The organism is Klebsiella sp. PL-2018, from assembly GCF_019048985.1.
Classification (GTDB): domain Bacteria; phylum Pseudomonadota; class Gammaproteobacteria; order Enterobacterales; family Enterobacteriaceae; genus Klebsiella; species Klebsiella michiganensis.
On the sequence record NZ_CP077673.1, the window covers coordinates 3,927,636 to 3,950,648 of the forward strand.

19 protein-coding genes and 1 riboswitch are annotated in these 23,013 nt (G+C 59.6%); of the genes, 7 read left to right on the top strand and 12 right to left on the bottom strand.

Annotated features, from left to right (window positions below; all coding sequences use genetic code 11):
- Positions 1 to 4 precede the first annotated feature (4 nt).
- From MKleb_RS18335 to dalD, 5 genes are all read right to left on the bottom strand, one after another.
- Complete coding sequence (locus tag MKleb_RS18335) at positions 5 to 1,159, bottom strand: mandelate racemase family protein (protein WP_025107789.1); 1,155 nt, start codon at positions 1,157 to 1,159, stop codon at positions 5 to 7.
- A gap of 299 nt (positions 1,160 to 1,458) precedes the next feature.
- Entirely contained in the window at positions 1,459 to 2,121 is a 663-nt protein-coding gene (locus tag MKleb_RS18340; protein ID WP_025107790.1) for an HAD family hydrolase, read from the bottom strand.
- A gap of 48 nt (positions 2,122 to 2,169) precedes the next feature.
- The gene (gene dalT / locus MKleb_RS18345) at positions 2,170 to 3,447 is read right to left on the bottom strand and encodes a D-arabinitol transporter (RefSeq protein WP_025107791.1); all 1,278 of its coding nucleotides are present in this window, start codon (positions 3,445 to 3,447) and stop codon (positions 2,170 to 2,172) included.
- A 69-nt stretch (positions 3,448 to 3,516) separates the two neighbouring features.
- Positions 3,517 to 4,980 (bottom strand): xylulokinase, encoded by a 1,464-nt coding sequence (gene xylB, locus MKleb_RS18350; protein WP_025107792.1) that lies wholly within the window; start codon positions 4,978 to 4,980, stop codon positions 3,517 to 3,519.
- A gap of 9 nt (positions 4,981 to 4,989) precedes the next feature.
- Positions 4,990 to 6,357, bottom strand: coding sequence for a D-arabinitol 4-dehydrogenase (dalD, locus tag MKleb_RS18355; protein WP_025107793.1), 1,368 nt, complete (start codon positions 6,355 to 6,357; stop codon positions 4,990 to 4,992).
- 206 nt (positions 6,358 to 6,563) lie between these two features.
- Between dalD and MKleb_RS18360 the strand changes: the two genes are divergently transcribed.
- Entirely contained in the window at positions 6,564 to 7,505 is a 942-nt protein-coding gene (locus MKleb_RS18360) for a sugar-binding transcriptional regulator (protein WP_014839020.1), read from the top strand.
- 14 nt (positions 7,506 to 7,519) lie between these two features.
- Here the strand turns inward: MKleb_RS18360 and MKleb_RS18365 are convergent, their stop codons facing one another.
- Positions 7,520 to 8,521 (bottom strand): LacI family DNA-binding transcriptional regulator, encoded by a 1,002-nt coding sequence (locus tag MKleb_RS18365; RefSeq protein WP_025107794.1) that lies wholly within the window; start codon positions 8,519 to 8,521, stop codon positions 7,520 to 7,522.
- A gap of 258 nt (positions 8,522 to 8,779) precedes the next feature.
- Between MKleb_RS18365 and MKleb_RS18370 the strand changes: the two genes are divergently transcribed.
- Together MKleb_RS18370 and MKleb_RS18375 are read left to right on the top strand one after the other, a co-directional pair.
- Positions 8,780 to 9,529: an SDR family oxidoreductase gene (locus tag MKleb_RS18370; protein WP_025107795.1), complete on the top strand. Its 750-nt coding sequence runs from the start codon at positions 8,780 to 8,782 to the stop codon at positions 9,527 to 9,529.
- 30 nt (positions 9,530 to 9,559) lie between these two features.
- Positions 9,560 to 11,167 (top strand): FGGY-family carbohydrate kinase, encoded by a 1,608-nt coding sequence (locus MKleb_RS18375; protein ID WP_025107796.1) that lies wholly within the window; start codon positions 9,560 to 9,562, stop codon positions 11,165 to 11,167.
- Between the two features lie 94 nt (positions 11,168 to 11,261).
- On the opposite strand, the gene fbaB is transcribed toward MKleb_RS18375, so the two are convergent.
- The 3 genes from fbaB to thiM all read right to left on the bottom strand — a co-directional run bounded on the left by fbaB (position 11,262) and on the right by thiM (position 14,033).
- Positions 11,262 to 12,314 carry a class I fructose-bisphosphate aldolase gene (fbaB, locus tag MKleb_RS18380; RefSeq protein WP_217076052.1) on the bottom strand — a complete coding sequence of 351 codons (1,053 nt, stop codon included), beginning with the start codon at positions 12,312 to 12,314 and terminating at the stop codon, positions 11,262 to 11,264.
- 148 nt (positions 12,315 to 12,462) lie between these two features.
- Positions 12,463 to 13,263 carry a bifunctional hydroxymethylpyrimidine kinase/phosphomethylpyrimidine kinase gene (gene thiD / locus MKleb_RS18385; RefSeq protein ID WP_025107798.1) on the bottom strand — a complete coding sequence of 267 codons (801 nt, stop codon included), beginning with the start codon at positions 13,261 to 13,263 and terminating at the stop codon, positions 12,463 to 12,465.
- Positions 13,260 to 14,033, bottom strand: a complete 774-nt coding sequence (gene thiM / locus MKleb_RS18390; protein ID WP_025107799.1) for a hydroxyethylthiazole kinase — start codon at positions 14,031 to 14,033, stop codon at positions 13,260 to 13,262. The genes thiD and thiM overlap by 4 nt, the downstream gene beginning before the upstream one ends.
- Positions 14,034 to 14,067: 34 nt before the next feature.
- Positions 14,068 to 14,164: riboswitch (TPP riboswitch) on the bottom strand.
- A 232-nt stretch (positions 14,165 to 14,396) separates the two neighbouring features.
- Here thiM and MKleb_RS18395 point away from each other — a divergent pair.
- Positions 14,397 to 16,373, top strand: coding sequence for an alkyl/aryl-sulfatase (locus MKleb_RS18395; protein WP_025107800.1), 1,977 nt, complete (start codon positions 14,397 to 14,399; stop codon positions 16,371 to 16,373).
- 57 nt (positions 16,374 to 16,430) lie between these two features.
- Here the strand turns inward: MKleb_RS18395 and MKleb_RS18400 are convergent, their stop codons facing one another.
- The gene (locus MKleb_RS18400; RefSeq protein WP_162557348.1) at positions 16,431 to 17,345 is read right to left on the bottom strand and encodes a LysR family transcriptional regulator; all 915 of its coding nucleotides are present in this window, start codon (positions 17,343 to 17,345) and stop codon (positions 16,431 to 16,433) included.
- Positions 17,346 to 17,465: 120 nt separating this feature from the next.
- Here MKleb_RS18400 and MKleb_RS18405 point away from each other — a divergent pair, with 120 nt between their 5' ends.
- Complete coding sequence (locus MKleb_RS18405; protein ID WP_217076054.1) at positions 17,466 to 19,277, top strand: adenine deaminase; 1,812 nt, start codon at positions 17,466 to 17,468, stop codon at positions 19,275 to 19,277.
- A gap of 2 nt (positions 19,278 to 19,279) precedes the next feature.
- Positions 19,280 to 20,623 carry an NCS2 family permease gene (locus MKleb_RS18410; RefSeq protein ID WP_025107802.1) on the top strand — a complete coding sequence of 448 codons (1,344 nt, stop codon included), beginning with the start codon at positions 19,280 to 19,282 and terminating at the stop codon, positions 20,621 to 20,623.
- 259 nt (positions 20,624 to 20,882) lie between these two features.
- Here MKleb_RS18410 and MKleb_RS18415 read toward each other — a convergent pair whose 3' ends face one another.
- Positions 20,883 to 21,803 (bottom strand): LysR family transcriptional regulator, encoded by a 921-nt coding sequence (locus tag MKleb_RS18415; protein ID WP_014230127.1) that lies wholly within the window; start codon positions 21,801 to 21,803, stop codon positions 20,883 to 20,885.
- A gap of 169 nt (positions 21,804 to 21,972) precedes the next feature.
- Between MKleb_RS18415 and MKleb_RS18420 the strand changes: the two genes are divergently transcribed.
- Complete coding sequence (locus MKleb_RS18420; RefSeq protein ID WP_004852605.1) at positions 21,973 to 22,290, top strand: RcnB family protein; 318 nt, start codon at positions 21,973 to 21,975, stop codon at positions 22,288 to 22,290.
- Between the two features lie 53 nt (positions 22,291 to 22,343).
- On the opposite strand, the gene MKleb_RS18425 is transcribed toward MKleb_RS18420, so the two are convergent.
- A complete protein-coding gene (locus MKleb_RS18425) occupies positions 22,344 to 22,673 on the bottom strand; it encodes a hypothetical protein (RefSeq protein WP_163586453.1) in 330 nt (109 codons plus the stop codon).
- Between the last annotated feature and the right edge of the window lie 340 nt (positions 22,674 to 23,013).

Consider the following 23,013-nt stretch of genomic DNA (forward strand, 5'->3'; position numbering starts at 1 on the left):
TGAATCAGTCGTGGCTAACGGTATTGGCTTCGATATACGCAAAATTAATGTCTTCGCCGAGGCCCGGACGTTGTGACAGATGCACAAAGCCCTGGTCATCCATCGGGTCAACAATGCTATTGAGATAAGCCGCCGGTTCATCGTAGTCGAGGAACGGATGCAGCAGGCCGCGCTCGTACCAGCGGCAGTTGCGGATCGCCCCGACCACCGCCAGGCTTGCCGCGCCGTTGCCGTGGACTTCGCAATCCATGCCGAAAGATTCCGCCAGCGCCGCGACCTTCATGGTCGGGGTAATACCGCCCACGCCGTTAGCGCCGGCGCGCAGAATGTCGCAGGCTCCGGCTTTCACCCATTCGGCGCGCATGCGGTGCTTACCGCCGAAGCTCTCCGGCCCGACGATGGGGATCGACAGGTTTTCCGCCAGCCACGCGTAGGAGGACATCGAATCCTCCTCCATCGGCTCTTCAAACCAGGCGAAGTTGAGTTTTTCCAGCTCTTTGCCGATCCACAGCGCCTCGGCGCGGCTGTACCAGTGATAGCCGTCAATCATCAGGTCAATATCCGGCCCCACCGCTTCGCGCACCGCCGCGCAGGCTTTAATGTCCATTTTGGGATTGGGCGCAAAAGAGATTGGCGGCATCCAGGTGTGCAGCTTGATGGCCTTGTAGCCGCGGGCGACCAGCTTTTCGGCAAAGGCGGCATACTCCTCCGGGGTCGACAGACCGCCCGGCAGATCGTCGCCGCACATCGTACTGCCGTAGGCCGGGACGGTGTCGCGATAGCCGCCGAGCAGCTTGTAAACCGGCATCTTGAGGCTGCGGCCTATCAGGTCCCACAGCGCCTGTTCAATAAACGACAGCGCGCGCTCGGTCAGCTGGTGAGCGCTGCCGCGCTGCCAGTGGTTAAGATCCTGCCAGATACGCTCGCGGTTAAACGGGTCCTGCCCCACCAGCACCTTGCGGAAAAAGGTATTCACCACGAACGGGCGCACCACTTCCGGAGGCGCAAACGAAAAGCCCTGCGCGCCATCATCGGCGGTGATGGTCAGCATCGCCATTTTGGCCATGCTTTCAGCCCCCGGATGGGAGTGCCCGGCGCTGTCGGAAACCCGACGCGTGGGATACTGGAAAACGGTGACATTTACAGATTCAATTTTCATGCTCGGTCCTTATCACGGCCAAATCCGATCGATAGAAGCAAATCGGCAAAGTGGTTTCACATTATTGAAAAGATGTTTCAATATCTAATCTAAGCACAATTACGCAGCAGTGCCTCGGACAAACACCGCTAAGCAAGGCAATAAATTTGGGCATTGGCACAATAAGGCGTGACTGTTTTCACAAAAGATAAGCGAAATGTGAGGCGGATCGGCATGGTGAAAAAGGGGGGCGTGAGCGCAGAAAAGAGAGTAACCGACCGTGTACATCCCGGGATTTTCTGCGCTCACGAAAGGGTGAGTTATTCGACCGCCTCCGCCTCGGCGGTAAGGGCTTCCAGCAGTTCAGGCAGCGCCCGATAGCGCCCAGCGGCGCCCTGAAAACGCGCGTGCTGGCTATCTTCGGCAATCACTATCGTGGCAATCCCCGCCGCCCGGGCGGCGCTAAAGCCGTTGAAGCTGTCTTCGATCACCAGGCACCGGCTGGCGTCGAGATTCAGCTTATCCAACGTCGTCAGATACACCGCCGGATGCGGCTTGCCCTGCGCTTCATCGTCCGCGCTGCAAATCACATCAAAATAGTGCCAGAGCGAGAGCTTGTTCAGCACGGCGGCGATAACCTGCCGGGACGAGGAGGTGGCGAGGGCAATTTTATAACCGGTATGGCGAAAATAGCGTAACGCCTCATGCACGCCGCGCATCGGCTCGCCTTCGGCAGCGATCAGGCCGGTAATACGCTGCAATATCGCGGCCTCAAGCCGCTGCGGGGCAAGCTCAAGCTGGCAATAGCGGCACCAGGTGCGGGCAATATCGTCGAGGCGTTTGCCTTTGGTCAGGGTTTCGCACTCCTCGACGCTCGCCGCTGCCCCCCACTGCGCGAGGGCGTCGATTTGCGCCTGCCGCCACAGGGCTTCGGAATCAATAATTACGCCATCCATGTCAAAAATCACTGCCTGAATACTCATCATCCACCTCATTAAGGCCGGCATGCCTGGCATGCCGGCCGCATCACCTTAAGAGAACTCCACCTGCTCGCTGGCCGGCGCTTCCTTGTGGGTAAAACCCGGCTGCTCCACGCGAATAAACGCACAGAGGAAAAAAGCCGCCACGTACAGCGCGGTATAGGCGATCACCACCCCGATGGTGCTGAAGAACGGGAGCAAAATCACCGCAATGGCCGGCGCGAGAAAGTTCGACATCCCCGCCGACAGGTTATATACCGAAATGGCCGCGCCTTTGTGCTTCGGCTCCAGCGCCGGGAAAACGGCCGCCAGCGGTACGAACGCGGCGACAAAGATCCCCAGAGCGATAGCCGGAAGCAGCGCCATCGCGAAGTTATGTCCGAAGTGCTGCGGAATGTAATAAAACGCCAGGCTGGAGAGCGCCATGCCGATGCAGCCGAACCAGCGCACCACCTTCATCCAGCCCAGTTTTTCGCCCAGAATGCCCCACAGCACGTTCGAAAAAATGGTGGTGAAGAAGAAGACCGCCCACACCTGCAGCCATTCCGAGGTAGTAAAGCCCAGCTCATCGACGAACATCATCGGCATAATCACCGCAAAGCCGAACAGCGACAGGGTGTTGATAATTCGCACCATGCTCGACAGCAGAATATTGCGGTTGGTATAGAGCAGCGTCGCCGCGCGGCCCAGTTCGGCAAACTTCTCGCGGGTGGTCAGGTTCTGCATATGGTGCGGCGTTTTAATATGGCGCAGGGAAGCCAGCGCAATGATGCCGCCGGTGACGCAGAAAGCCAGCGCCAGCCACAAGGTCCCCAGCTCGCCGATATGCGGGATGGTAAAGCTCGGAATATAGCTGCCGAACACGCCGATGCCGATCGAGTAAACTGCCCAGAACCAGCCGATCGCCGAGCTGGCGTTATCGCTTTTCACGTTGTGGATAATGGCGACGATAAACGAGTAAAGGAACAGCGGATACGCGAAGCCGCGGATGCCGTAGAAAACCAGGATCAGGGCATAGTTCGCGTGACCGAGGCCGAAAACGAGGAACAGCACGTGGAACACGCACCACAGCACGAAGCCAATCATCATGGTCTTCAGCGGCGTGATGATTTCCGCCACCACGCCGGAGATCCACGCCGACAGCGCGGCGGCCAGGCCGTAGAGGGTAAAGGCGAACGATGCCTGCGCCGGGGAGAACCCGAGCTCTTTGATGTAGTGCGACAGGAATGCCAGTTCAAAACCGTCGCCGGTCATAAATACGGCAATGGCGATGTATCCCCAGAGCAGGTTCAGGGGTAAACCGAGCCACTGTTTATTATTGATGGACATAATGACCTCGTTTTTAGGGTACAGGAGGCCGCTCCGGTCAGTTCACCGGAGCGGTTATGGTGATAAAAATTAATGCTGCCGATAGTTCAGATCGTTTAAATACAGGGCCTTAAACTGCGCATAGCGCCGCATCAGGGTTTGATGGCGTACCGGGTCCGCGCGCCAGGTCTGCCAGATCTCCGGTTTTTCACAGACTTCGGTAATCGGTTTGCCCGCCGCCAGGCAGGCCAGCCGCGCCGCGCCCAGCGCGCCGCCGGTCTCACCGCCTTTGTGGGTCACCACCGGCATATCGAGGATATCGGCCAACAGCTGCGCCCAGAACGGGCTGCGGGCGCCGCCGCCAACCAGCGAACATTGTTCGATCTGCGTACCGCTCTCTTTCAGTACCTGCAGACCGTCGCTGATGCCGAAGCTCACCCCTTCCAGCACCGCGTAGCCGAGCTGGGCGCGCAGGCTGGAGTGGGTCATGCCCCAGAACATGCCGCGCGCGTCAGGATCGTTGTGTGGCGTACGTTCGCCGGAGAGATAGGGTAAGAAGAACGGCGCGTGGGACTTCTCCTCTTCGCTAAGTTCGGCAATCTCCTCCAGCAGCGCCACTTCCGTGGTGCCGGTCAGGCGGCAGAACCACTGCAAACAGCTGGCGGCGCTGAGCATCACGCTCATCTGATGCCACAGATTCGGCAGCACGTGACAAAACGCATGGACCGCCGACTGCGGAGCCGGACGATAGGCGTCGGTCACCACAAACAGCACCCCGGAGGTGCCAAGCGAAATGAACGCATCCCCGGGCGAAACCGCGCCGACGCCTATGGCGCTGACCGCGTTATCGCCGCCGCCTCCGGCTACCGCTACCGAGGCGTTCAGCCCCCAGCGTTCGGCCACCTGCGGGTCAAGGGTGGCGGAGACCTCGCAGCCTTCAACCAAGGTCGGCATCTGGCTGCGCGCCAGGCCGCATTTATCCAGCAGAGCGTCGGACCAGTCGCGCTTCGCCACGTCCAGCCACAGCGTCCCGGCGGCGTCGGACATATCGGAGACTTTTTTACCGGTCATCCGGTAGCGCAGATAATCCTTCGGCAGCAGCACCGTGGCGGTGCGCTGAAAGTTTTCCGGCTCATGGCGACGCACCCACAGCAGCTTCGGCGCGGTAAAGCCGGGCATCGCCAGGTTTCCCGCCACCTGATGCAGCTCCGGCGCCATCTCTTCCAGCTCCGCGCACTCCGCGGCGCAGCGGGTGTCGTTCCACAGGATTGCCGGGCGAATCACCTCCCCCTCGGCATCCAGCAGAACCGCGCCGTGCATCTGCCCGGAAAGGCCAATGGCCTTAATGGCCGGCCAGTGCTGGGCGCATTTTTCCCGCAGCGTGGTCATCAGATACTCCGTCGCCTCCCACCATGACTGCGGCGACTGTTCTGACCAGTGCGGATGGGGCCGCTGAATGCTCAGCGGCGCGCTATGGCTGGCGATAACCTCATTGTTCTCATCAATGACCAGCGCTTTGACTTCCGATGTGCCGAGATCGATACCCAGATACATAGCCACCTCTTAGTTAATCAGCGTATAAACGGCCGCCACTTTTTCGCGCATCAGCGCGAGGAAATCGGCGTTTTCGGCCAGTTCGCCAAACAGCGCTTTATCGCGGGCGTACAGGGCCAGCGGATCGTTGGCTTCAAACATCTGATGTACCCCCTCGGCGTCGAGGATGCCGTCCTGGTACTCATACGGCAGGGTGCCCTTGTGCCACTGCTCCATAAAGACGAAGAACAGCGCGGGCAGCATGGCGGTGGCTTGCGGGCGAACGCCGCGCTGGTAGCACTCCTGCAGGGTTGGGGCGATCATCGCCGGAATTTTCGAGAAGCCATCGGCGGCGACGCGCTGGTTGGTGTCCTGGATATATGGGTTGGTAAAGCGTTTGAGCACCACGTCGCGATAGGCCGGCAGGTCAATGCCGTTATCGCCGAGGCATGGGATCACATCTTCCGTAACGTAGCGGTCGGCAATGGCGTAGATGAAATCTGTGAGCGTGCTTTCATGAATGTACTGCTGGCCAATTAACGTTCCCGCCCACGCAATGCAGCTGTGCGACGAGTTCAGAATGCGAATTTTCGCCTCTTCGTAAGGAATCACCGACGCCACCATCTCAACCCCGACCGCTTCCAGGTTCGGGCGTTCATCGCGGAAGTTGTTTTCCACCACCCACTGGATAAAGGTCTCGCCCATCACCGGCGCTTTATCGTCAATGCCGGTCTGCGCTTTGATGCGCGCGGGCAGGTCCGCCGCCGGGCGCGGGGTGATGCGGTCGACCATGGTGTTCGGACAGGTGGTGTTGGCGGCCATCCAGTCAATCACCACCTGCTTGCCGGTTAGCTGCAGGAACTCAACCATACCGTCGTGGAAGCGTTCGCCGTTATGGCGCACGTTATCGCAGTTCAGCAGAGTCAGCGGCCCGGCGTTGTCCGCCATACGCTTTTCCAGAATCCGCGCGATAGTGCCGTAAATCGTTTTGCACTCCCCTGCCAGATCGGCCTGCAAATCAGGGTTGCTGGTTTCCAGCTTATGGCGGGTATTCAGGTAGTAGCCACCTTCCGTCACGGTGAAGGCGATGACTTTGGTCTGCGGGTTTGCCCCTTCGTTAATCAGCGGCTGCAGCCCGGCCTGCCACGGCAGCAGTTTCTGAATGGAGGTGATCTCTTCATATTCACGTTCCCCTTCCGGGCTGACGGTTTCCAGCACGTAGCGCCCGCCCTGCGCCGCCAGCGCCTGAACCACCTGTTCGGCGTCGTTGCGGATATTCCCCGCCGCGATGTGCCAGCGTTTATCTCCGGAAGCGATCAGACGATGCAGATACCACGCCTGATGCGCGCGATGAAAAGAACCCAGACCAATGTGAAGCCATGTGAATTGATTGTTCATGTTCCGCTCTCCTTGAGTTGATGGCCTCACTGTAAATGATCAATTGACCAAAATAAGAGCCACGGATCACAAAAGAACAATTACCCAATAAAATTACAAATGACCATAAGAGAGCAAAAGCTTGCCAGTTTTCCCGACCACGGCGAGAATGCGGGTATTCGCCGGGCGAAATTATCGCCGCGGCCCGACACTTAGGGCAGGAAAGCATGAGCAAAGAAGATGATATCCGGCTGGATCAAAAGGTCCGCGCCGCGTGGATGTACTACATCGCCGGGCAGAATCAGAGCGAGATCGCCAGCCAGCTTGGCACGTCGCGGCCGGTGGTACAGCGGCTGATCGCCGCCGCGAAAGAAGAAGGGATTGTGTCGATTAGCCTGCACCACCCGGTAGCGAACTGCCTCGACTATGCGCAGCTGCTGCAGGAGAAGTACCGGCTTATCGAGTGCAATATCGTCCCCGCCTTTAACGAAGAAAGTACCCTGGATAGCGTCTCCTTCGGCTGCTATCAGCTGATGGCCCGCTATCTGCAGGATGATAAAGAGAAAATCATCGGCCTGGGTTCCGGCCTGACCCTGAAAAAAGCGCTGCAGCGCATCGACTTCGACAGTCTGAACACCCGCTGCGTCGCCCTGATCAGCGCCATGGACGCCGACGGCCAATGTAACTATTACGATGACGTCCCGCTGCTGCTGACCAGCAAAATTAAGGCCAAATACTATCAGTGGCCCGCGCCGCGCTACGCGCAGACCCAGGACGAGTACGACATGTGGTGTACCAGCCGGCTGTTTCGCAGCGTTTCCGCCGTCGCCCGCCGGGCGGACGTTATTTTTGTCGGCATTGGGCCATTAGGTACCCAAAGCCCCATCTTCAAAGATGGCTTTATCAATCAGGCGCAGATGGATGAGCTGACCGCACGCGGCGGCATCGGCGAGATCATGGGACGCTTTATCGATGCCGAAGGTGGCGTGGTGGAGAGCGAAATCAACAGAATGATCACCAGCTACGATATCCGCCAGAACCAGTGCCCGCGCATCGCGGTGGCATGCGGCGAGTACAAACGTCCGGCGATTCTGGCGGCGCTTAAAGGCGGCTGGATCAACGGCCTGGTGACCGACGAGCACACCGCCCGCTGGCTGCTGACGCGCTAACGGCGGCAGCCGGATCAGCGGCTGCTCATCAACAGCGGCGGGATTTCAATCCGCTGCTGCCCGGCCTCGCCGGCGTCAATAATCGTGAACACCGCTTCCAGCATCGCCGGCACGTCCTGCTGCACCATGTCGATATCGTGCCCCAGCAGATAGACAAACGGGTCCCAGTCGAAGCAGCCCATCGGCGGCTGCTCGCTGCCGGTAAGTCCCGCCTGCGACAGCCAACGCACCACCCCTTCCAGCGATATTGTCGAGTTGACAAATAGCCCCGGCAATGGGGTCTTCGCGGTAGCAAACCGCTCCTGCAGGCAGGCCTCAACTTTGCCTTTTGAATAGCCGGGCGCCAGGATATTTTCCTGCGGCACGACCAGCCCCTGCTCCCGATGCGCATCGTGGAAGCCGCGTAAACGCTCGCGGGTGTTATGGTCGCTGCTGCGCCCGCCGATAAAGGTCAGCGGCGCCAGCGCTCCCCGGCGGCGAGCGCTGTTGGCGAGGATTTTGTGGGTCAGCGCCTTCGCGCCGCCGTAGTTATCCGATATCACCGACGGGGCGACAGAGCCCGGCAGGTCGAGATTGACCGTGGGCACGCCTGCCTGCTGGCACAGGGCGGTAATTTTGTCCGGATTGGTTGCCCCGGTGGCCACCACCCAGTCAACCTGCCAGGAGAGCATCGCTTTTACCGCTTCGATCTCCAGCTCCGGCCTCCGGCGCGTACAGGTGATAATCGGCAGCAGGCCGCGCTCGCGGGCCATCTCCTCAAAGCGCTCCGCCACCGAACCGAAATAGCGGTTATCGTATTTGGGGATAATCATACCGATGACGCGCGATTTTTTGCTGCGCAGCATGCTGGCCTGGCGGTTAATCGCATAGCCCTGCTCCTCGGCAATCCGCGTCACCTTTTCGGCAAGCTTCGCGCTGATGCGGCGCTTTTTCCAGTTGCCGTTGAGGATAGCGCTCACCGCGCTCGCCGAAACGCCGGACAGTTCCGCCAGGTCGTAAATCGTGATTTTCTTCATTTTCCCAACTTGCGTCACAAAATCATTTCGCTGTTAATTTCCCCACTTGCTCAATCGATGAAGCTAGCGCAACATGAGCTTCATCGATTGAGCTTCCATTTTACTTCCCGAAGTATTAACGCATTCAGCGTGAATACGCCAGCGAACATCAAAAAAATGACGCTCATATTCAATACCTTAACAAGTTTTCGTCTCCAGCGTCGAACGCGATGCCCTCGCGTTCGATAGTTCCAACCAGACTCTGTAAAGGATTATAAAATGAACCACTCTGTCTCCTCTATGAATACTTCCCTTAGCGGTAAAGTCGCCGCCATTACCGGCGCGGCGTCCGGTATCGGCCTCGAATGCGCCAGAACCCTGCTGGGCGCTGGCGCAAAAGTGGTGCTTATCGACCGTGAAGGCGAGAAGCTCAACAAACTTGTCGCCGAACTCGGCGAAAACGCCTTCGCCCTGCAGGTTGACCTGATGCAGGCGGATCAGGTCGATAATATTCTGCAGGGTATTTTGCAGCTTACCGGGCGTCTCGATATTTTCCACGCCAACGCCGGATCTTACATCGGCGGGCCGGTGGCCGAGGGCGATCCGGACGTCTGGGACCGCGTGCTGCACCTCAATACCAACGCCGCCTTCCGCTGCGTGCGTAGCGTCCTGCCGCATCTTATCGCGCAAAAGTCCGGGGACATTATCTTCACCAGCTCTATCGCGGGGGTGGTGCCGGTGATCTGGGAGCCTATCTATACCGCGTCGAAATTTGCCGTCCAGGCGTTTGTTCATACTACCCGCCGCCAGGTTTCGCAGTACGGCGTGCGCGTCGGCGCCGTGCTGCCGGGCCCGGTAGTCACCGCCCTGCTGGACGACTGGCCGAAAGCCAAAATGGACGAAGCGCTGGCCAACGGCAGCCTGATGCAGCCGATTGAGGTGGCCGAGTCGGTGCTGTTTATGGTGACGCGCTCGAAAAACGTCACCGTGCGCGACATTGTGATCCTGCCGAACAGCGTGGATCTCTGACCGTTCAACCAGACTGTGTGAGAGGATGTTATGCAAATCGATACGCAACATATTATTGGCGTCGATGTCGGTTCGGGCAGCGTTCGCGCCGGGGTGTTCAATCTGCGGGGCGAGCTTCTCGCCCACGCGACCCGGGAAATTACCCTGTTTCGCAGCGCCGGAAGCGTGGTCGAACAGTCGAGCCGCGAGATCTGGCAGGCGGTGTGCTACTGCATTAAAACGGCGGTGGCCAGCGCCGGGGTCGCGCCGTCATCGATTGCCGGAATCGGCTTCGATGCCACCTGCTCGCTGGTGGTGATTGGCGATAACGACGCCCCGCTGGCGGTCGGGCCTTCGGAAGATGCGGAGCGCAACATTATCGTCTGGATGGATCACCGCGCCACCGGGCAGGCGGAAAAGATCAACGCCACGGGCCACGCGGTGCTGCAGTACGTCGGCGGTAAAATCTCGCCGGAGATGGAAACGCCGAAAATTCTCTGGCTGAAGGAGAACCGCCCGCACATTTATCAGCAGGCGCGCCACTTCTTCGACCTCGCCGATTATCTCACCTGGCGCTCAACCGGCGATTTAGCCCGCTCGGTCTGTACCGTGACCTGTAAATGGACCTACCTGGCGCATGAACAACGCTGGGATGCCAGCTACTTCCGCCAGATTGGCCTCGAAGAGCTGGCGGATGAAGATTTTGTCCGCATCGGCCAGCGGATTGTCGATCCGGGAACCCCCTGCGGCGACGGCCTTTGCGCCACGGCGGCAGAGGAGATGGGCCTGCCGGTCGGTACTCCGGTGGCGGTCGGGATGATCGATGCCCACGCGGGCGGTATCGGCACCGTCGGCGTGCTTAACGGCGCGGTTAACAATATGGCCTACGTCTTCGGCACCTCCTCCTGCACCATGACCACCACTCAGGAAGCGGTGTTCGTGCCCGGCGTCTGGGGGCCATATTACTCGGCGATGGTGCCGGGGTTCTGGCTGAGCGAAGGCGGGCAGAGCGCGGCCGGAGCGGCCATCGACCAGCTGCTGAGCTTCCATCCCGCCGCCGCCGAGGCTAAGGCGCTGGCCAGGGCGCGCGGCGTCCCGCTGCCGGTTTATCTTGCCGATAGCGTGCTGGCGAAAGTGGAGCGTCCTTCTGCCGCGGTCACACTCGCCGCCGGGCTGCACGTGGTGCCTGAATTTTTAGGTAATCGGGCGCCGCTGGCCGACCCGCACGCGAAAGCGATTATCGCCGGGCTGGGGATGGAGCGGGATCTGGACAACCTGATGGCGCTCTACGTCGCCGGATTGTGCGGCATCGGCTACGGCCTGCGGCAGATTATTGACGCCCAGAAGGCGTGCGGCATCCACAGCGAGCATATCGTCATCAGCGGCGGAGCCGGGCAGCATCCGCTGGTGCGCCAGCTGCTGGCTGACGCCTGCGGAGTGAGCGTGGTGAGTACCGAATCCAGCGAACCGGTGCTGTTAGGTTCGGCGATTCTCGGCGCGGTGGCCGGCCAGATCGCCCCGTCCCTGCCGGAAGCGATGAAGCAGTTTACCCGGGTGGATAAAACCTACCGCTGCGTTGCCCAGTATAGCGCCGATCATCAGCGGCGCTATGAAGCGTATAAAACGCTACAGCACACGGCGCGGCTGATTCGCGAGTAAGCAAGATCCCGGGCTGCGGCGTAAACGCCCTACCCGGGCTACCAGACCGCACGAAACCGTAGCCCGGCCAGGCGTAGCGCCGCCACGCGAATGCTTAAGCGATGGTGACTTTGCCGTCCAGATAGACATCCTGCACGGCATTGATCAGCTTCACGCCGTCGGCCATCGATTTTTTAAACGCCTTACGGCCCAGAATCAGCCCCATGCCGCCCGCGCGCTTATTGATAACCGCGGTGCGCACGGCATCGGAGAGATCGGTTTCCCCGCCCGCGGCGCCGCCGGAGTTAATCAGCCCGGCGCGGCCCATATAGCAGTTCGCCAGCTGGTAACGCACCAGATCGATCGGATTATCGCTGGTGAGCTTGCTGTAAACCCGGTCATCGGTATAGCCGAAGTTCACCGCTTTATAGCCGCCGTTATTTTCCGCCATTTTTTGCTTCACGATATCCGCGCCGATGGTCGCCGCCAGATGGTTAGCCTGGCCGATTAAGTCAGCGGAAACGTGGTAGTCGACGCCATCTTTCTTAAACGCCGAATTACGCAGATAGGCCCACAGCACGGTCACCAGGCCCAGTTCGTGCGCGCGCTCAAACGCAGCGGAGATTTCTTCGATTTGACGACGAGACTGTTCGGAACCGAAATAGATCGTCGCCCCGACCGCCACAGCCCCCATATTGAACGCCTGCTCAACGCTGGCGTACAGCGTCTGATCGTATTCGGTCGGGTAGCTCAGCGTTTCGTTATGGTTCAGCTTGACCAGGAAGGGGATGCGGTGCGCATAGCGGCGCGACACCGAGGCCAGCACGCCATAGGTGGAGGCCACGCAGTTACAACCGGCCTCAATGGCCAGTTCGACGATATTTTTCGGATCAAAGTACAGCGGGTTGGCGGCAAAAGAGGCGCCAGCAGAATGCTCTACGCCCTGGTCGACCGGCAGGATCGACAGATAGCCGGTTCCCCCCAGGCGGCCGGTGTTATACAGGGTTTGCATATTACGCAGCACCGCCGGCGGACGGTTGTTATCAACCATCACCCGATCGACGTAATCCGACCCCGGCAAATAGAGCTGGTCGGCTGGAATCGTCATACAGCGGTGCTGTAAAAGCGTGTCGGCATCTTTGCCAAGCAACTGCGTAATATCAGTCATAGCGATCTCCCGTAAGTGCCGGTCGAAACCGGCATGCGTTTTCCCAACCCAATTATTTTGGGCAGGTTAAGCCTGGTACCGACTCAGCAGATTTTCCAGCCGGGAGCCTATTTTTTCAGCATAGTCTGCTGACACGTTGTCTTGCCGTTTACCACCAGGCGTGGAAATGGTGTACCGGGCCGATCCCGTGCCCCACTTCCAGCGAATCCGCCTGCGCCAGCGCCGCCGAGAGCCAGCCCTTGGCTTCCGCCACGGTTCGCCCCCAATCCTCATAACGCGGACGCAGGGCCGCCAGCGCCGCTGACAGCGTACAGCCGGTACCGTGGGTGTTTTTGGTCTGGACTCTCGGCGCGGTAAAGCGCTGCTCCCCATCGCGGGTAAAGAGCCAGTCCGGGCTTTCCGCATCATCCAGATGGCCGCCTTTCATTAATACCGCTCCGCAGCCCATGCCCAGCAGCGCTCTGCCCTGCTCCAGCATCTCCTGTTCCGTTCTGGCATGCGGCGCAGCCAGCAGCGCCGCCGCCTCCGGCAGGTTCGGGGTGATCAGCGAGACCTGCGGCAGCAGGCGCTGGCGCAGCGTCTCTACCGCCGAGGCTGAGAGCAGCGGATCGCCGCTTTTCGCCAGCATGACGGTATCCAGCACCACATTTTTAATCTGATAACGCGCCAGCCGTTCCGCCACCGCCTCGACGATATCGGTTTCCGCCAGCATCCCGATTTTGGTGGTATCGATGCGCACATCGCTGAAAACGGAATCGAGCTGTGCGGCGACAAAATCAGGCTCTATCCGGTACACCGACTGGACGCCGCGGGTGTTTTGCGCCACCAGCGCGGTGATGACCGAGCAGCCGTAAGCGCCCAGCGCCGAGAAGGTTTTGAGATCCGCCTGGATCCCCGCGCCGCCGCTCGGGTCGGTGCCGGCGATGGTTAGCGCATTAATTCGTTTCACAGATCGCCTCCCGCATAGAGCGCATCGAGGAAGGCGGGAGTAAAGCTGCCGGGGCCGCCCTGCAGCGCCGCTTTTCCCCCCGCAAGCTTCATCAGACCGCAGGCCGCGGCCACGTTCTCCAGCCGATCGCCGGGCATCGCCGCAGCGGCGGCAACCACCGCCGACAGCGCGCAGCCGGTGCCGACCACCCGGGTCATCAGCGGATCGCCGCCGGTGACCATGCGAATGCGCTGGCCGTCGGTGACGTAATCAACCTCCCCGGTCACCGCGACCACGGTATTCAGCTGGCGGGCTAACGCCTGGGCTGCGGGCAGCGCTGCGGCGGCGGTATCGGTCGTATCGACGCCGCGCCCGCCGCCGCTCATTCCGGCCAGGGCCATAATTTCCGACGCATTACCGCGAACGGCGGCAGGCTGCAGCGCCAGCAGCTCCCGGCAAAATTCTGTCCGTAAGGTCAGCACGCCGACCGCCACCGGGTCCAGCGCCCACGGCTTACCCGCCTGCTGCGCGCTGCGCGCCGCCGCACGCATCGCCGCCGCGCGTTCAACCGTCAGCGTACCGACATTAATCAGCAGCGCATCGGCAATGGCGGCAAACTGGCTGGCTTCGTCCGGGTCGATAACCATCGCCGGGGATGCGCCAATCGCTAACAGGACGTTGGCGGTAAAGGTCTGCACCACGTCGTTGGTCATGCAGTGAACAAGAGGAGAATGGCGGTGAAAAAGGTGCCGCAGATGGGCAATATGCGCGGGGTTCAGCAGGTCAGACATCGTTTGCTCCCGCCAGGCGATGAAGAAGCGACGACCCTGCGGTCTCTGACTTCCCTACGCTGGCATTATCCAGATCAGGTGGTACGGGTTTTTCTCAGCCTTCACAAGGAAGGGCACCCCGAGTCATTGAGAGATAAAAACGTTCTCAGCGGGCAGGTTACGGTAAGTCGCGGGACAACGCAAGCCGGCCCGGCGTAGGTATACAAGCGCAAGGCAATTCAAAATTAACAATAAGCAATCAAATAATTAACAAAACAAACACTTTTGCAGATACGTGTTTATAGTTTAGGAGGCGTTACAGGATGTAACCCGACGTCATATCGAAATTAACGAGTGAATCAGCGTAAAACCATGAGGATTCCGATGAAATTAACACCGATTATGAAAAGTCTGGCTCTGGCAGGAATTATCTCGACTCTCCCTGTGACCAGCTGGGCCGAAACGTCGCCGAAAGAAGCCGCTGCGGCGACCAAACAGGCAAACGACGCGCTGTATAAACAGCTCCCCTTCTCCGACAACACCGACTTTACCAACGCGCATAAAGGTTTTATTGCCGCGCTTCCTACGGAAGTGATTAAAGGTGAACAGGGCAACGTTATCTGGAACCCGCAGCAGTACGCCTTTATCAAAGAGAGGGAAAAGGCGCCGGATACGGTCAACCCCAGCCTCTGGCGTCAATCCCAGCTCATCAATATCAGCGGCCTGTTTGAAGTGACCGAAGGCGTGTACCAGATCCGCAACCTCGATCTCTCCAATATGACCATCATTGAAGGTAAAGAGGGCATCACGGTTGTGGATCCGCTGGTATCAGCGGAGACCGCAAAGGTCGGAATGGATCTGTATTACAAAAATCGCGGCAATAAGCCGGTCGTTGCGGTGATCTACACCCACAGCCACGTTGACCATTACGGCGGCGTGCGCGGCGTGGTCGATGAAGCCGATGTCAAATCCGGCAAAGTCAAAATCTACGCACCTTCCGGTTTTATGGAAGCTGCCGTTGCTGAAAATATTATGGCCGGTAACGTGATGAGCCGTCGCGCCAGCTATATGTACGGCAACCTGCTCAAACCGGATGCCACCGGCCAGGTTGGCGCAGGTCTCGGCACCACGACCTCTGCCGGCACCGTCACGCTGATCGCTCCCACCAATATCATCGAGAAAGATGGTCAGAAAGAGACCATCGACGGCCTGACCTACGATTTTATGCTGGCGCCGGGCTCGGAAGCACCGTCGGAAATGCTGTGGTATATCGAAGAGAAGAAGCTCATTGAATCCGCCGAAGATGTCACCCATACCCTGCATAACACCTACTCGCTGCGCGGGGCGAAAATTCGTGAACCGCTGCCGTGGTCGAAATATATCAACGCCGCCATTGTGCGCTGGGGCGACAAGGCTGAAATCATTATGGCCCAGCACCACTGGCCGACCTGGGGTAATGAGAACGTGGTTAACCTGCTGAAGAGCCAGCGCGACCTGTATCGGTACATTAATGACCAGACTCTGCGCATGGCCAACGAGGGCCTGACCCGCGATGAGATCGCCGCCAAATTCAAGCTGCCGGACAGCCTGGCCAATACCTGGGCCAACCGCGGCTACTACGGCTCCGTCAGCCATGACGTGAAGGCTACCTACGTCCTCTATCTCGGCTGGTTCGACGGCAACCCGGCTACGCTGGACGAGCTGCCGCCGGAAGAAGCGGCGAAGAAGTTCGTTGATTATATGGGCGGCGCCGACGCTATCCTCAAGAAAGCCAAAGAAGATTACAACCAGGGCAACTATCGCTGGGTAGCTCAGGTAGTCAGCAAAATTGTCTTCGCCGATCCCGGTAATCTGGAGGCGCGCAATCTGGAAGCTGATGCCCTGGAGCAGCTGGGCTATCAGGCGGAATCAGGACCGTGGCGTAATTTCTACCTGACCGGCGCGCAGGAGCTACGCAACGGCGTCGTGAAAGGCCCGACGCCGAATACCGCCAGCCCGGATACCGTGCGGGCCATGACCCCGGAAATGTTTTTCGACTATCTTGCGGTCCACATCAACGGCGAAAAAGCCGGAACCGCCAAAGCGGTATTCAATATCGACCTTGGTAACGATGGCGGTAAATATAAGCTAGAGCTGGAAAACGGCGTGCTCAACCACACCGCCGATGCCGAAGCCAAAGACGCCGACGCTACCATCGCGCTGGATCGCGCCACGCTGAACAAAATCATCCTGAAAGAGGAAACGCTAAAACAGGCGGAGGATAAGGGTGAAGTCAAAGTGACCGGCGACGGCGCGAAGCTGGACGAGATGCTGGGCTATATGGATAAATTTGAGTTCTGGTTCAATATCGTGACGCCGTAAATAAGCTCCCGCGGCGGCCAGCTGCGGGGTTCCCCTCCCGGAGTCGACGCGCGCCGGTCAGCGCAGCGAACTTAGTAATAATGCGAAACATTCCTCAATCAGCGGCGGCAAAGGCTGCGGCCCGCGCATCAGCGCCACGGTTCGCGTCAGCGCGGGCTGCTGAAGCTGCGCCACCTTTAACGCCGGATCCTGAAGGTGGATAGTATAAAGCTCAGGCAGAATCGCCACCGCCAGCCGGGAACGCACCAGGCCGTAAAGCGTTTCAATATAGTCAACCTGATAACGCGTATTCAGCGTGAGGCGATGGCTCTCCGCCAGCGCGCCGACCAGACGCTGAATATTGCCCTTTGAGAACACCGCGATATCGCGCCCCGCGAGCAGCTTCCACGGCAGATGCGGCTGCCCGGCCAGCGGATCGTCGCAGTGCAGCACCGCCACAAACGGATCGTCGCGCAGAGGATAAACCTGCAGCTCAGGCGGTAACGAACTGTCTATTGCGCCAACGGCAAAATCTATCTTTCCCGACTGCAGCTCGCAAAACAGGGCGTCGTTGGTCTGATCGTGAAACTCCACCCTCAGGCGCGGAAACGCCTGGGCCAGCGTTTGCGGCAGCAGCGGAAACAGCAGCGAGCTCACCGAGGGCACCAGCCCGATACGCACTGTACCGTCGCCGCCGGCCTCGACTATCTGCTGCATATCCTGAAACGCCAGCTGCGCCACGCTCAGCACCCGCCGGGCGTGGGGCAAAATCGCCGCCCCCAGCTCGGTTAAGGTCACCGCCGAGGCGGTACGGTTGACCAGCTTGCCGCCGAGCACCGTCTCGATTTGCCGCAGCGCGCTGCTTAGCGCCGGCTGGCTGATAGCCAGCCGGTTAGCGGTGTCGGTGAAGTGGCGTAGCTGGGCCAGGGTCACAAAGTACTGGATCTGCTTAAGGGAGAGCGCGGGCAGACGCTGCCAGGGTTCAGTCATCATGTTTTCATCAATGGTGAGCATGCAGAATAACCCGAGGTTATCGGGCGATAAATTTATTCATCTGGGCAAACGTTTGCTCTGCCCCTAGAGTATCCCCATTATCCTTGTGCCGGAGTTGTTATGTCCAGCAGTGCTGAAACCCGCCGCCGCGCCGTGCAGGCCGCACGCGGCGAATCCCCGTTCGATCTCTTATTAACCGACGCGCAGATTGTCGATATGGCCACCGGAGAGATCCGCGAGGCCGACGTCGGGATCGTCGGCGAAACCATCGCCAGCGTGCACCCGCGCGGCAGCCGCTCCGATGCCCACGAACGCCGCTCGCTGGCGGGATATTTCCTGTCGCCGGGGCTGATGGACACGCACGTCCACCTTGAAAGCTCCCACCTGCCGCCTGAACGCTATGCCGAAATCGTCCTGGCTCAGGGCACCACGTCGGTATTCTGGGACCCGCACGAGCTGACCAACGTGCTGGGCGTCGAAGGCGTGCGCTACGCCGTCGCCGCCAGCCGCCATCTGCCGCTGCAGGTGATGGTCGCGGCGCCGTCCAGCGTGCCGTCGACGCCGGGACTGGAGATGTCCGGCGCCGATTTTGCCGGCGCGGAGATGGAAACCATGCTGGCCTGGCCGGAAGTTTGCGGCGTCGCCGAAGTGATGGATATGCACGGCGTGCTGCACGGCAGCGAGCGGATGCAGGAGATTATCCAGGCCGGTCTCAACAGCGGCAAGCTGATCGAAGGCCACGCCCGCGGTTTGCGCGGCGCGGATCTGCAGGCCTACCTTGCCGCCGGGGTCACCTCCGATCACGAGCTCACCTCGGCGGACGATGCGCTGGAAAAACTGCGCGCCGGGCTGACTATCGAAATTCGCGGCTCGCACCCTTACCTGCTGCCGGATATCGTTACCGCGCTGAAAACGCTGCCGCATCTCTCCTCGCAAATCACCGTCTGCACCGACGATGTGCCGCCGGATATGCTGCTGGAAAAAGGCGGCATTATCGCCCTGCTCAACCTGCTGATTGAGCACGGACTGCCGGCCACCGACGTCCTGCGCTTCGCCACCTTAAACGCGGCGATCCGTCTGCAGCGTAACGATCTGGGGCTGATTGCCGCCGGACGCCGCGCCGATCTGGTGGTTTTTGATTCATTAGAAAAGCTCGACGCGCGGGAGGTGTACGTCGCCGGGAAGCTGATTGCCCGCGAGGGCGCCCTGCTTGAGTCGATTCCGCCGGCGGCGGGTATTACCCCGCCGCGCGATACCCTGCAGATGCCGCCGCTCAGCCCTGACGATTTTATCCTCCGCGTCGGCGCGATTCGCCACGGCGTCGCCCGCCTGCGGCATATTCGCGGCGCGCGCTTTACCCAGTGGGGAGAGGTTGAGGTGCAGGTCCGCGATGGCCGGGTGCAAATCCCGGACGGGTTTAGCCTGATTTGGGTTAAGCACCGCCACGGTCGTCACCAGGCGACGCCGCAAATTGCGCTGCTGGAAGGCTGGGGCGAGCTGCGCGGCGCCATCGCCACCAGCTACTCCCACGATTCCCACAACCTGGTGGTGCTCGGCCGCGATGCCGACGAGATGGCGCTGGCGGCAAACCGCCTGATCGCCTCCGGCGGCGGTATGGCGCTGTCTCAGCAGGGAAAAATCCTTGCCCACGTGGCGATGCCGATTGCCGGAATGCTTTCCGACTTGCCTGCTCCGGAGCTGGCCAGACAGTTCCGCCAGCTTCGCGACCTGAGCGCGGAGGTCGCCGACTGGGAGCCGCCCTATCGCGTATTTAAGGCTATCGAAGGCACCTGCCTTGCCTGTAACGCCGGGCCGCATTTGACCGATTTAGGTTTGACCGACGGCAGCACCCGCCAGATCGTCGAGCCGCTGATAGACTGCCGGGAAATCCCGGAACACACAGAACACAACAATAATCATCAGGGAGCCTGAGCATGGCCGACAATACCCTTCATTCATCCACGCAAGGAAGCTGGCTGGAGCGCCGTTTTGCCTTGTGTTCCCGCGGCAGCACGCTGCGCACCGAATGCCTCGCGGGCATCACCGGCTTTCTTGCCGCCGCCTACCTGCTGGTGGTTATCCCCGGCCTGCTGGCGGTTGGCGGGATGGATAAAGGCGCGGCAACCACCGGCACGATTCTGGTGTTCGTCGGCGGCACGCTGCTGATGGCGTTTTATGCCAACCTGCCGTTTATCGTCGGGCCGGGCATCGGCGGCTCGGTGCTGGTCGGCGTCACGCTGGCAGGCAGCGAAGGCATTGGCTGGCAGATTGGTCTTGGGATCGCCTGCTGGTCGGGGATTCTGTTTTTCCTGCTAACCAGGTTCGGCCTGCGTGAAGTGGTGACCCGTTCGGTGCCGCAGTCGATCAAGCTCGGCCTGACGGCCTCCATTGGGCTGTTTGTCGCGGTGCTGGGTTTCCGTAACGCCGGGCTGGTGCTGGCTAATGCCAAAACCAACGCCCTGATGCTCGGCGATTTTCTCTCACCGGGGGCGCTGGTGGCGCTCTGCGGGCTGTTTCTGGCCATTGCCCTGCAGGCGAGAAAAATCCCCGGCTCAATTCTGTGGGCGATTCTCTTTGCCACCCTGGTCGGCATTCCGATGGGCGTCACCAGACTCCCGGGCAGCTTTATCGATATGCCGCATTCGCTGACGCCGGTGCTGGGGCAAATCGATATGCTGGGCGCGCTGAATATCGCCTTCCTGCCGTTCCTGTTCGTCTTTTTCGCCTCAGAGTTCTTTTCCACGATGGGCACCACGCTGGCGGTAGGCGGCGAAGCGGGTCTGCTGGATGAGGAAGGCAATATGCCGCATATCAATCGCCCGTTTATGGTTGACTCGATCGCCGCGGCCGTTGGCCCCTGGCTGGGCATTCCGGCGGCGACCGCGCTGATTGAATCCTCAGCGGCAGCGGAAGCCGGCGGTAAAACCGGGCTGACCGCGCTGTCGGCGGCGGTGATGTTCCTCCTGATGCTGCTGTTTACCCCGGTGGCGCTGATGATTCCGAAAGAGGCGACCGCGCCTGCGCTGATCCTCATTGGCCTGAATATGTTCAGCGGCCTGCGCAAAGTGGACCTGGCAAACTTCACCGACGGCCTGCCGGTGCTGATGATGGTGATGATTACGCTGATTGCCAATAGCTTCGGGACCGGGATTGCCGGCGGGCTGCTGTTTTATGTGGTGATTAAAACGATTGCCGGCAAATGGCGGGAAATCCCCATCGGGCTGTGGATCCTTGCGATTCCGCTGGTCTACTACTTTGCCACGCTGGTGAAGCATTAAGCTTCGCACCGATCGTTCTCCCGGAGGCGGCGCTGGCGCGCCTGTCCGGGCTACCAATCCGTAGCCCGGCTAAGCGCAGCGCGAACCGGGAAAAAGCCGCGCCGATGCATCACCCCTACACCGTCCCGGAGGCGGCGCTGGCGCGCCTGTCCGGGCTACCGGCCCGCAGATTGCTGTGAACCCGTAGCCCGGCTAAGCGCAGCGCGAGCCGGGAACAAGCCACGCCGATGCATAACCCGGCACCATTCCCGAGTCGGCGCTAGCGGCCCGCAGAGGGCGCGCGGGAATGAACCGCTTCGCACGCCTCTTTCACCGCCTCATACAGCAACCGTACCGCAGGCGAAAGCTGCTTGCGGTGCGGGCAAATCATATTCAGCGGCACCACGTCGCCCTGATACTCCGGCAACAGCACCTGGAGCCGCCCTTCACGGATATCATCCCCGACGTCGAGTTCAGATTTGAACGCGATCCCCTCCCCGGCAACCGCCAGGCGGCGAATCACCTCCGCATCATCGCTCACGATAGTGCCGGCAACCTGCACGTAATGGACCTTCCCGTCCAGGCTCAGCGGCCAGCGATCGAACGCCCTGCCGCGCAGCACGTAGGTCAGCGCATTGTGCCGGGCCAAATCTTCCAGCGTCTTCGGTTCGCCGTGTTCGGCTATCCAGCCGGGCGAGGCCACCAGCATCCGGCGGTTCTCCGGCGCGACGGGTAGGGAAATAAACGAGGCATCGTCGTTATCGCCGTAGCGAAACGCCACGTCTACCGGATCTTTAAATACGTCGGTCCGATGATCGGAAAACAGTATCCGCAGGCGCAGCGCGGGATGGCGCTGGCGAAAAGCGCGAAACACGCGCAGAAGCAAGTTGCGCCCCAGGTCGGACGGCACGGCAATTTGTAACGTACCGCGTACTTCGTCATCCGGCGTGCTGATTTTTTGCAGCCCCGCGTGCAGCGTATCAAGCATCTGCGTGGCATAGGGCAGCCAGGTTTCGCCTTCCGGCGTCAGGCGTAAACTCCGCGTAGAACGGGCAAAAAGACGAATATTCAGCGTCGTTTCCAGACGCTTGATCGCCGCGCTCACCTGCGCGGGCTGCAGCCCGGCCTCTCGCGCCGCATCGCTGAAGCTGCTTAACGCCGCAGCGCGGACAAACAATGCCAGATCTTCCAGCCGGAACATACACACTCCTCACCCCGGATTATTCTCAAAACAGGCGCGCGCCGATGAAAAACGGCGCTGCATCACCGTTTGCTTACACTTTTACCCAAACCAACGCTTGCCAATCCCTTGACGTATCAGGAATCATACGAGGCTGCGATTTTGTGTCCAGGATAATAATGGGGAAATTATGCGTAAAACAAAAATGATGCTTCTGGGCGTACTGTTGGCCTGCGCCAGCGGCGCGTGGGCGGCGACCGGCGAAGGTATACAGAAATATGAGCTGGATGGGGTCACCGCGGACTTCAAACAATTTCACATCGGCGATACCGTCCCGCCGCTGTACCTGACGCCAGAATACAACATCAAGCAGTGGCAGCAGCGCAATTTGCCTGCGCCGGATGCCGGGACCCGCTGGACCTACATGGGCGGAAGCTACGTGCTGATTACCGAAACCGAGGGGAAAATCCTCAAAATTTATGATGGCGAGATTTTCTACCATCGCTAAAAGCTGAACGCCAGCGCGCTCTCCCTGCCGCTGGCGTTTTTTGTGGCAAAATGCTATTCGTTAAAGCGGTTCTGTTTGTGCATAAATTCCTCGACGGCAATATATGAAGCAACCTGCTCATAGAGCATTAAAATACTTAATATCAGATCGCCGCCGCTACGCAGTAAATCATCCGGGGCCGTACGACTCTTGTCATCCGATAAAAAAATAATCTGTTCAAAAATATCACTGTACTCACCATAAGCGCCAATCGGAATCTCAGCTATCGGGAGATGCTCCTGGCAATAACGCAACGCGTCTGCTGCTTTCTCCGGCAGCGAGCGCGTATGCATAAAAATAACCAGTAGTTCTCGTAACTTAACGATTAGAGCAATATTATTCATCATGCACTCCGGAAATGTGTACGGCTATACTTTCCTTCCATCGTTTTTATATACGTATTACTGATAACATCCACGTTTCGCCAAATAAAAAGCCAAAATTAAATCTCATCACGGCGAATTAAAATCGTTACTTCTTTGCTATTAAAGCTCGCACAACCGCCAGAGGAAAACAATGTTAGCAATATGTTTTATTGATTAATCTCAATATCGCTAAATGTGAATAAAAATAAATAATATTTAACAGCGATATTATTCGCGCGGTGATTATCTCCTCGGTAGAAAACCGGGACGGAAAAAATAAAAAACCGCACGGCGAAAAGCGCCGGGCGGCTCAGGATAG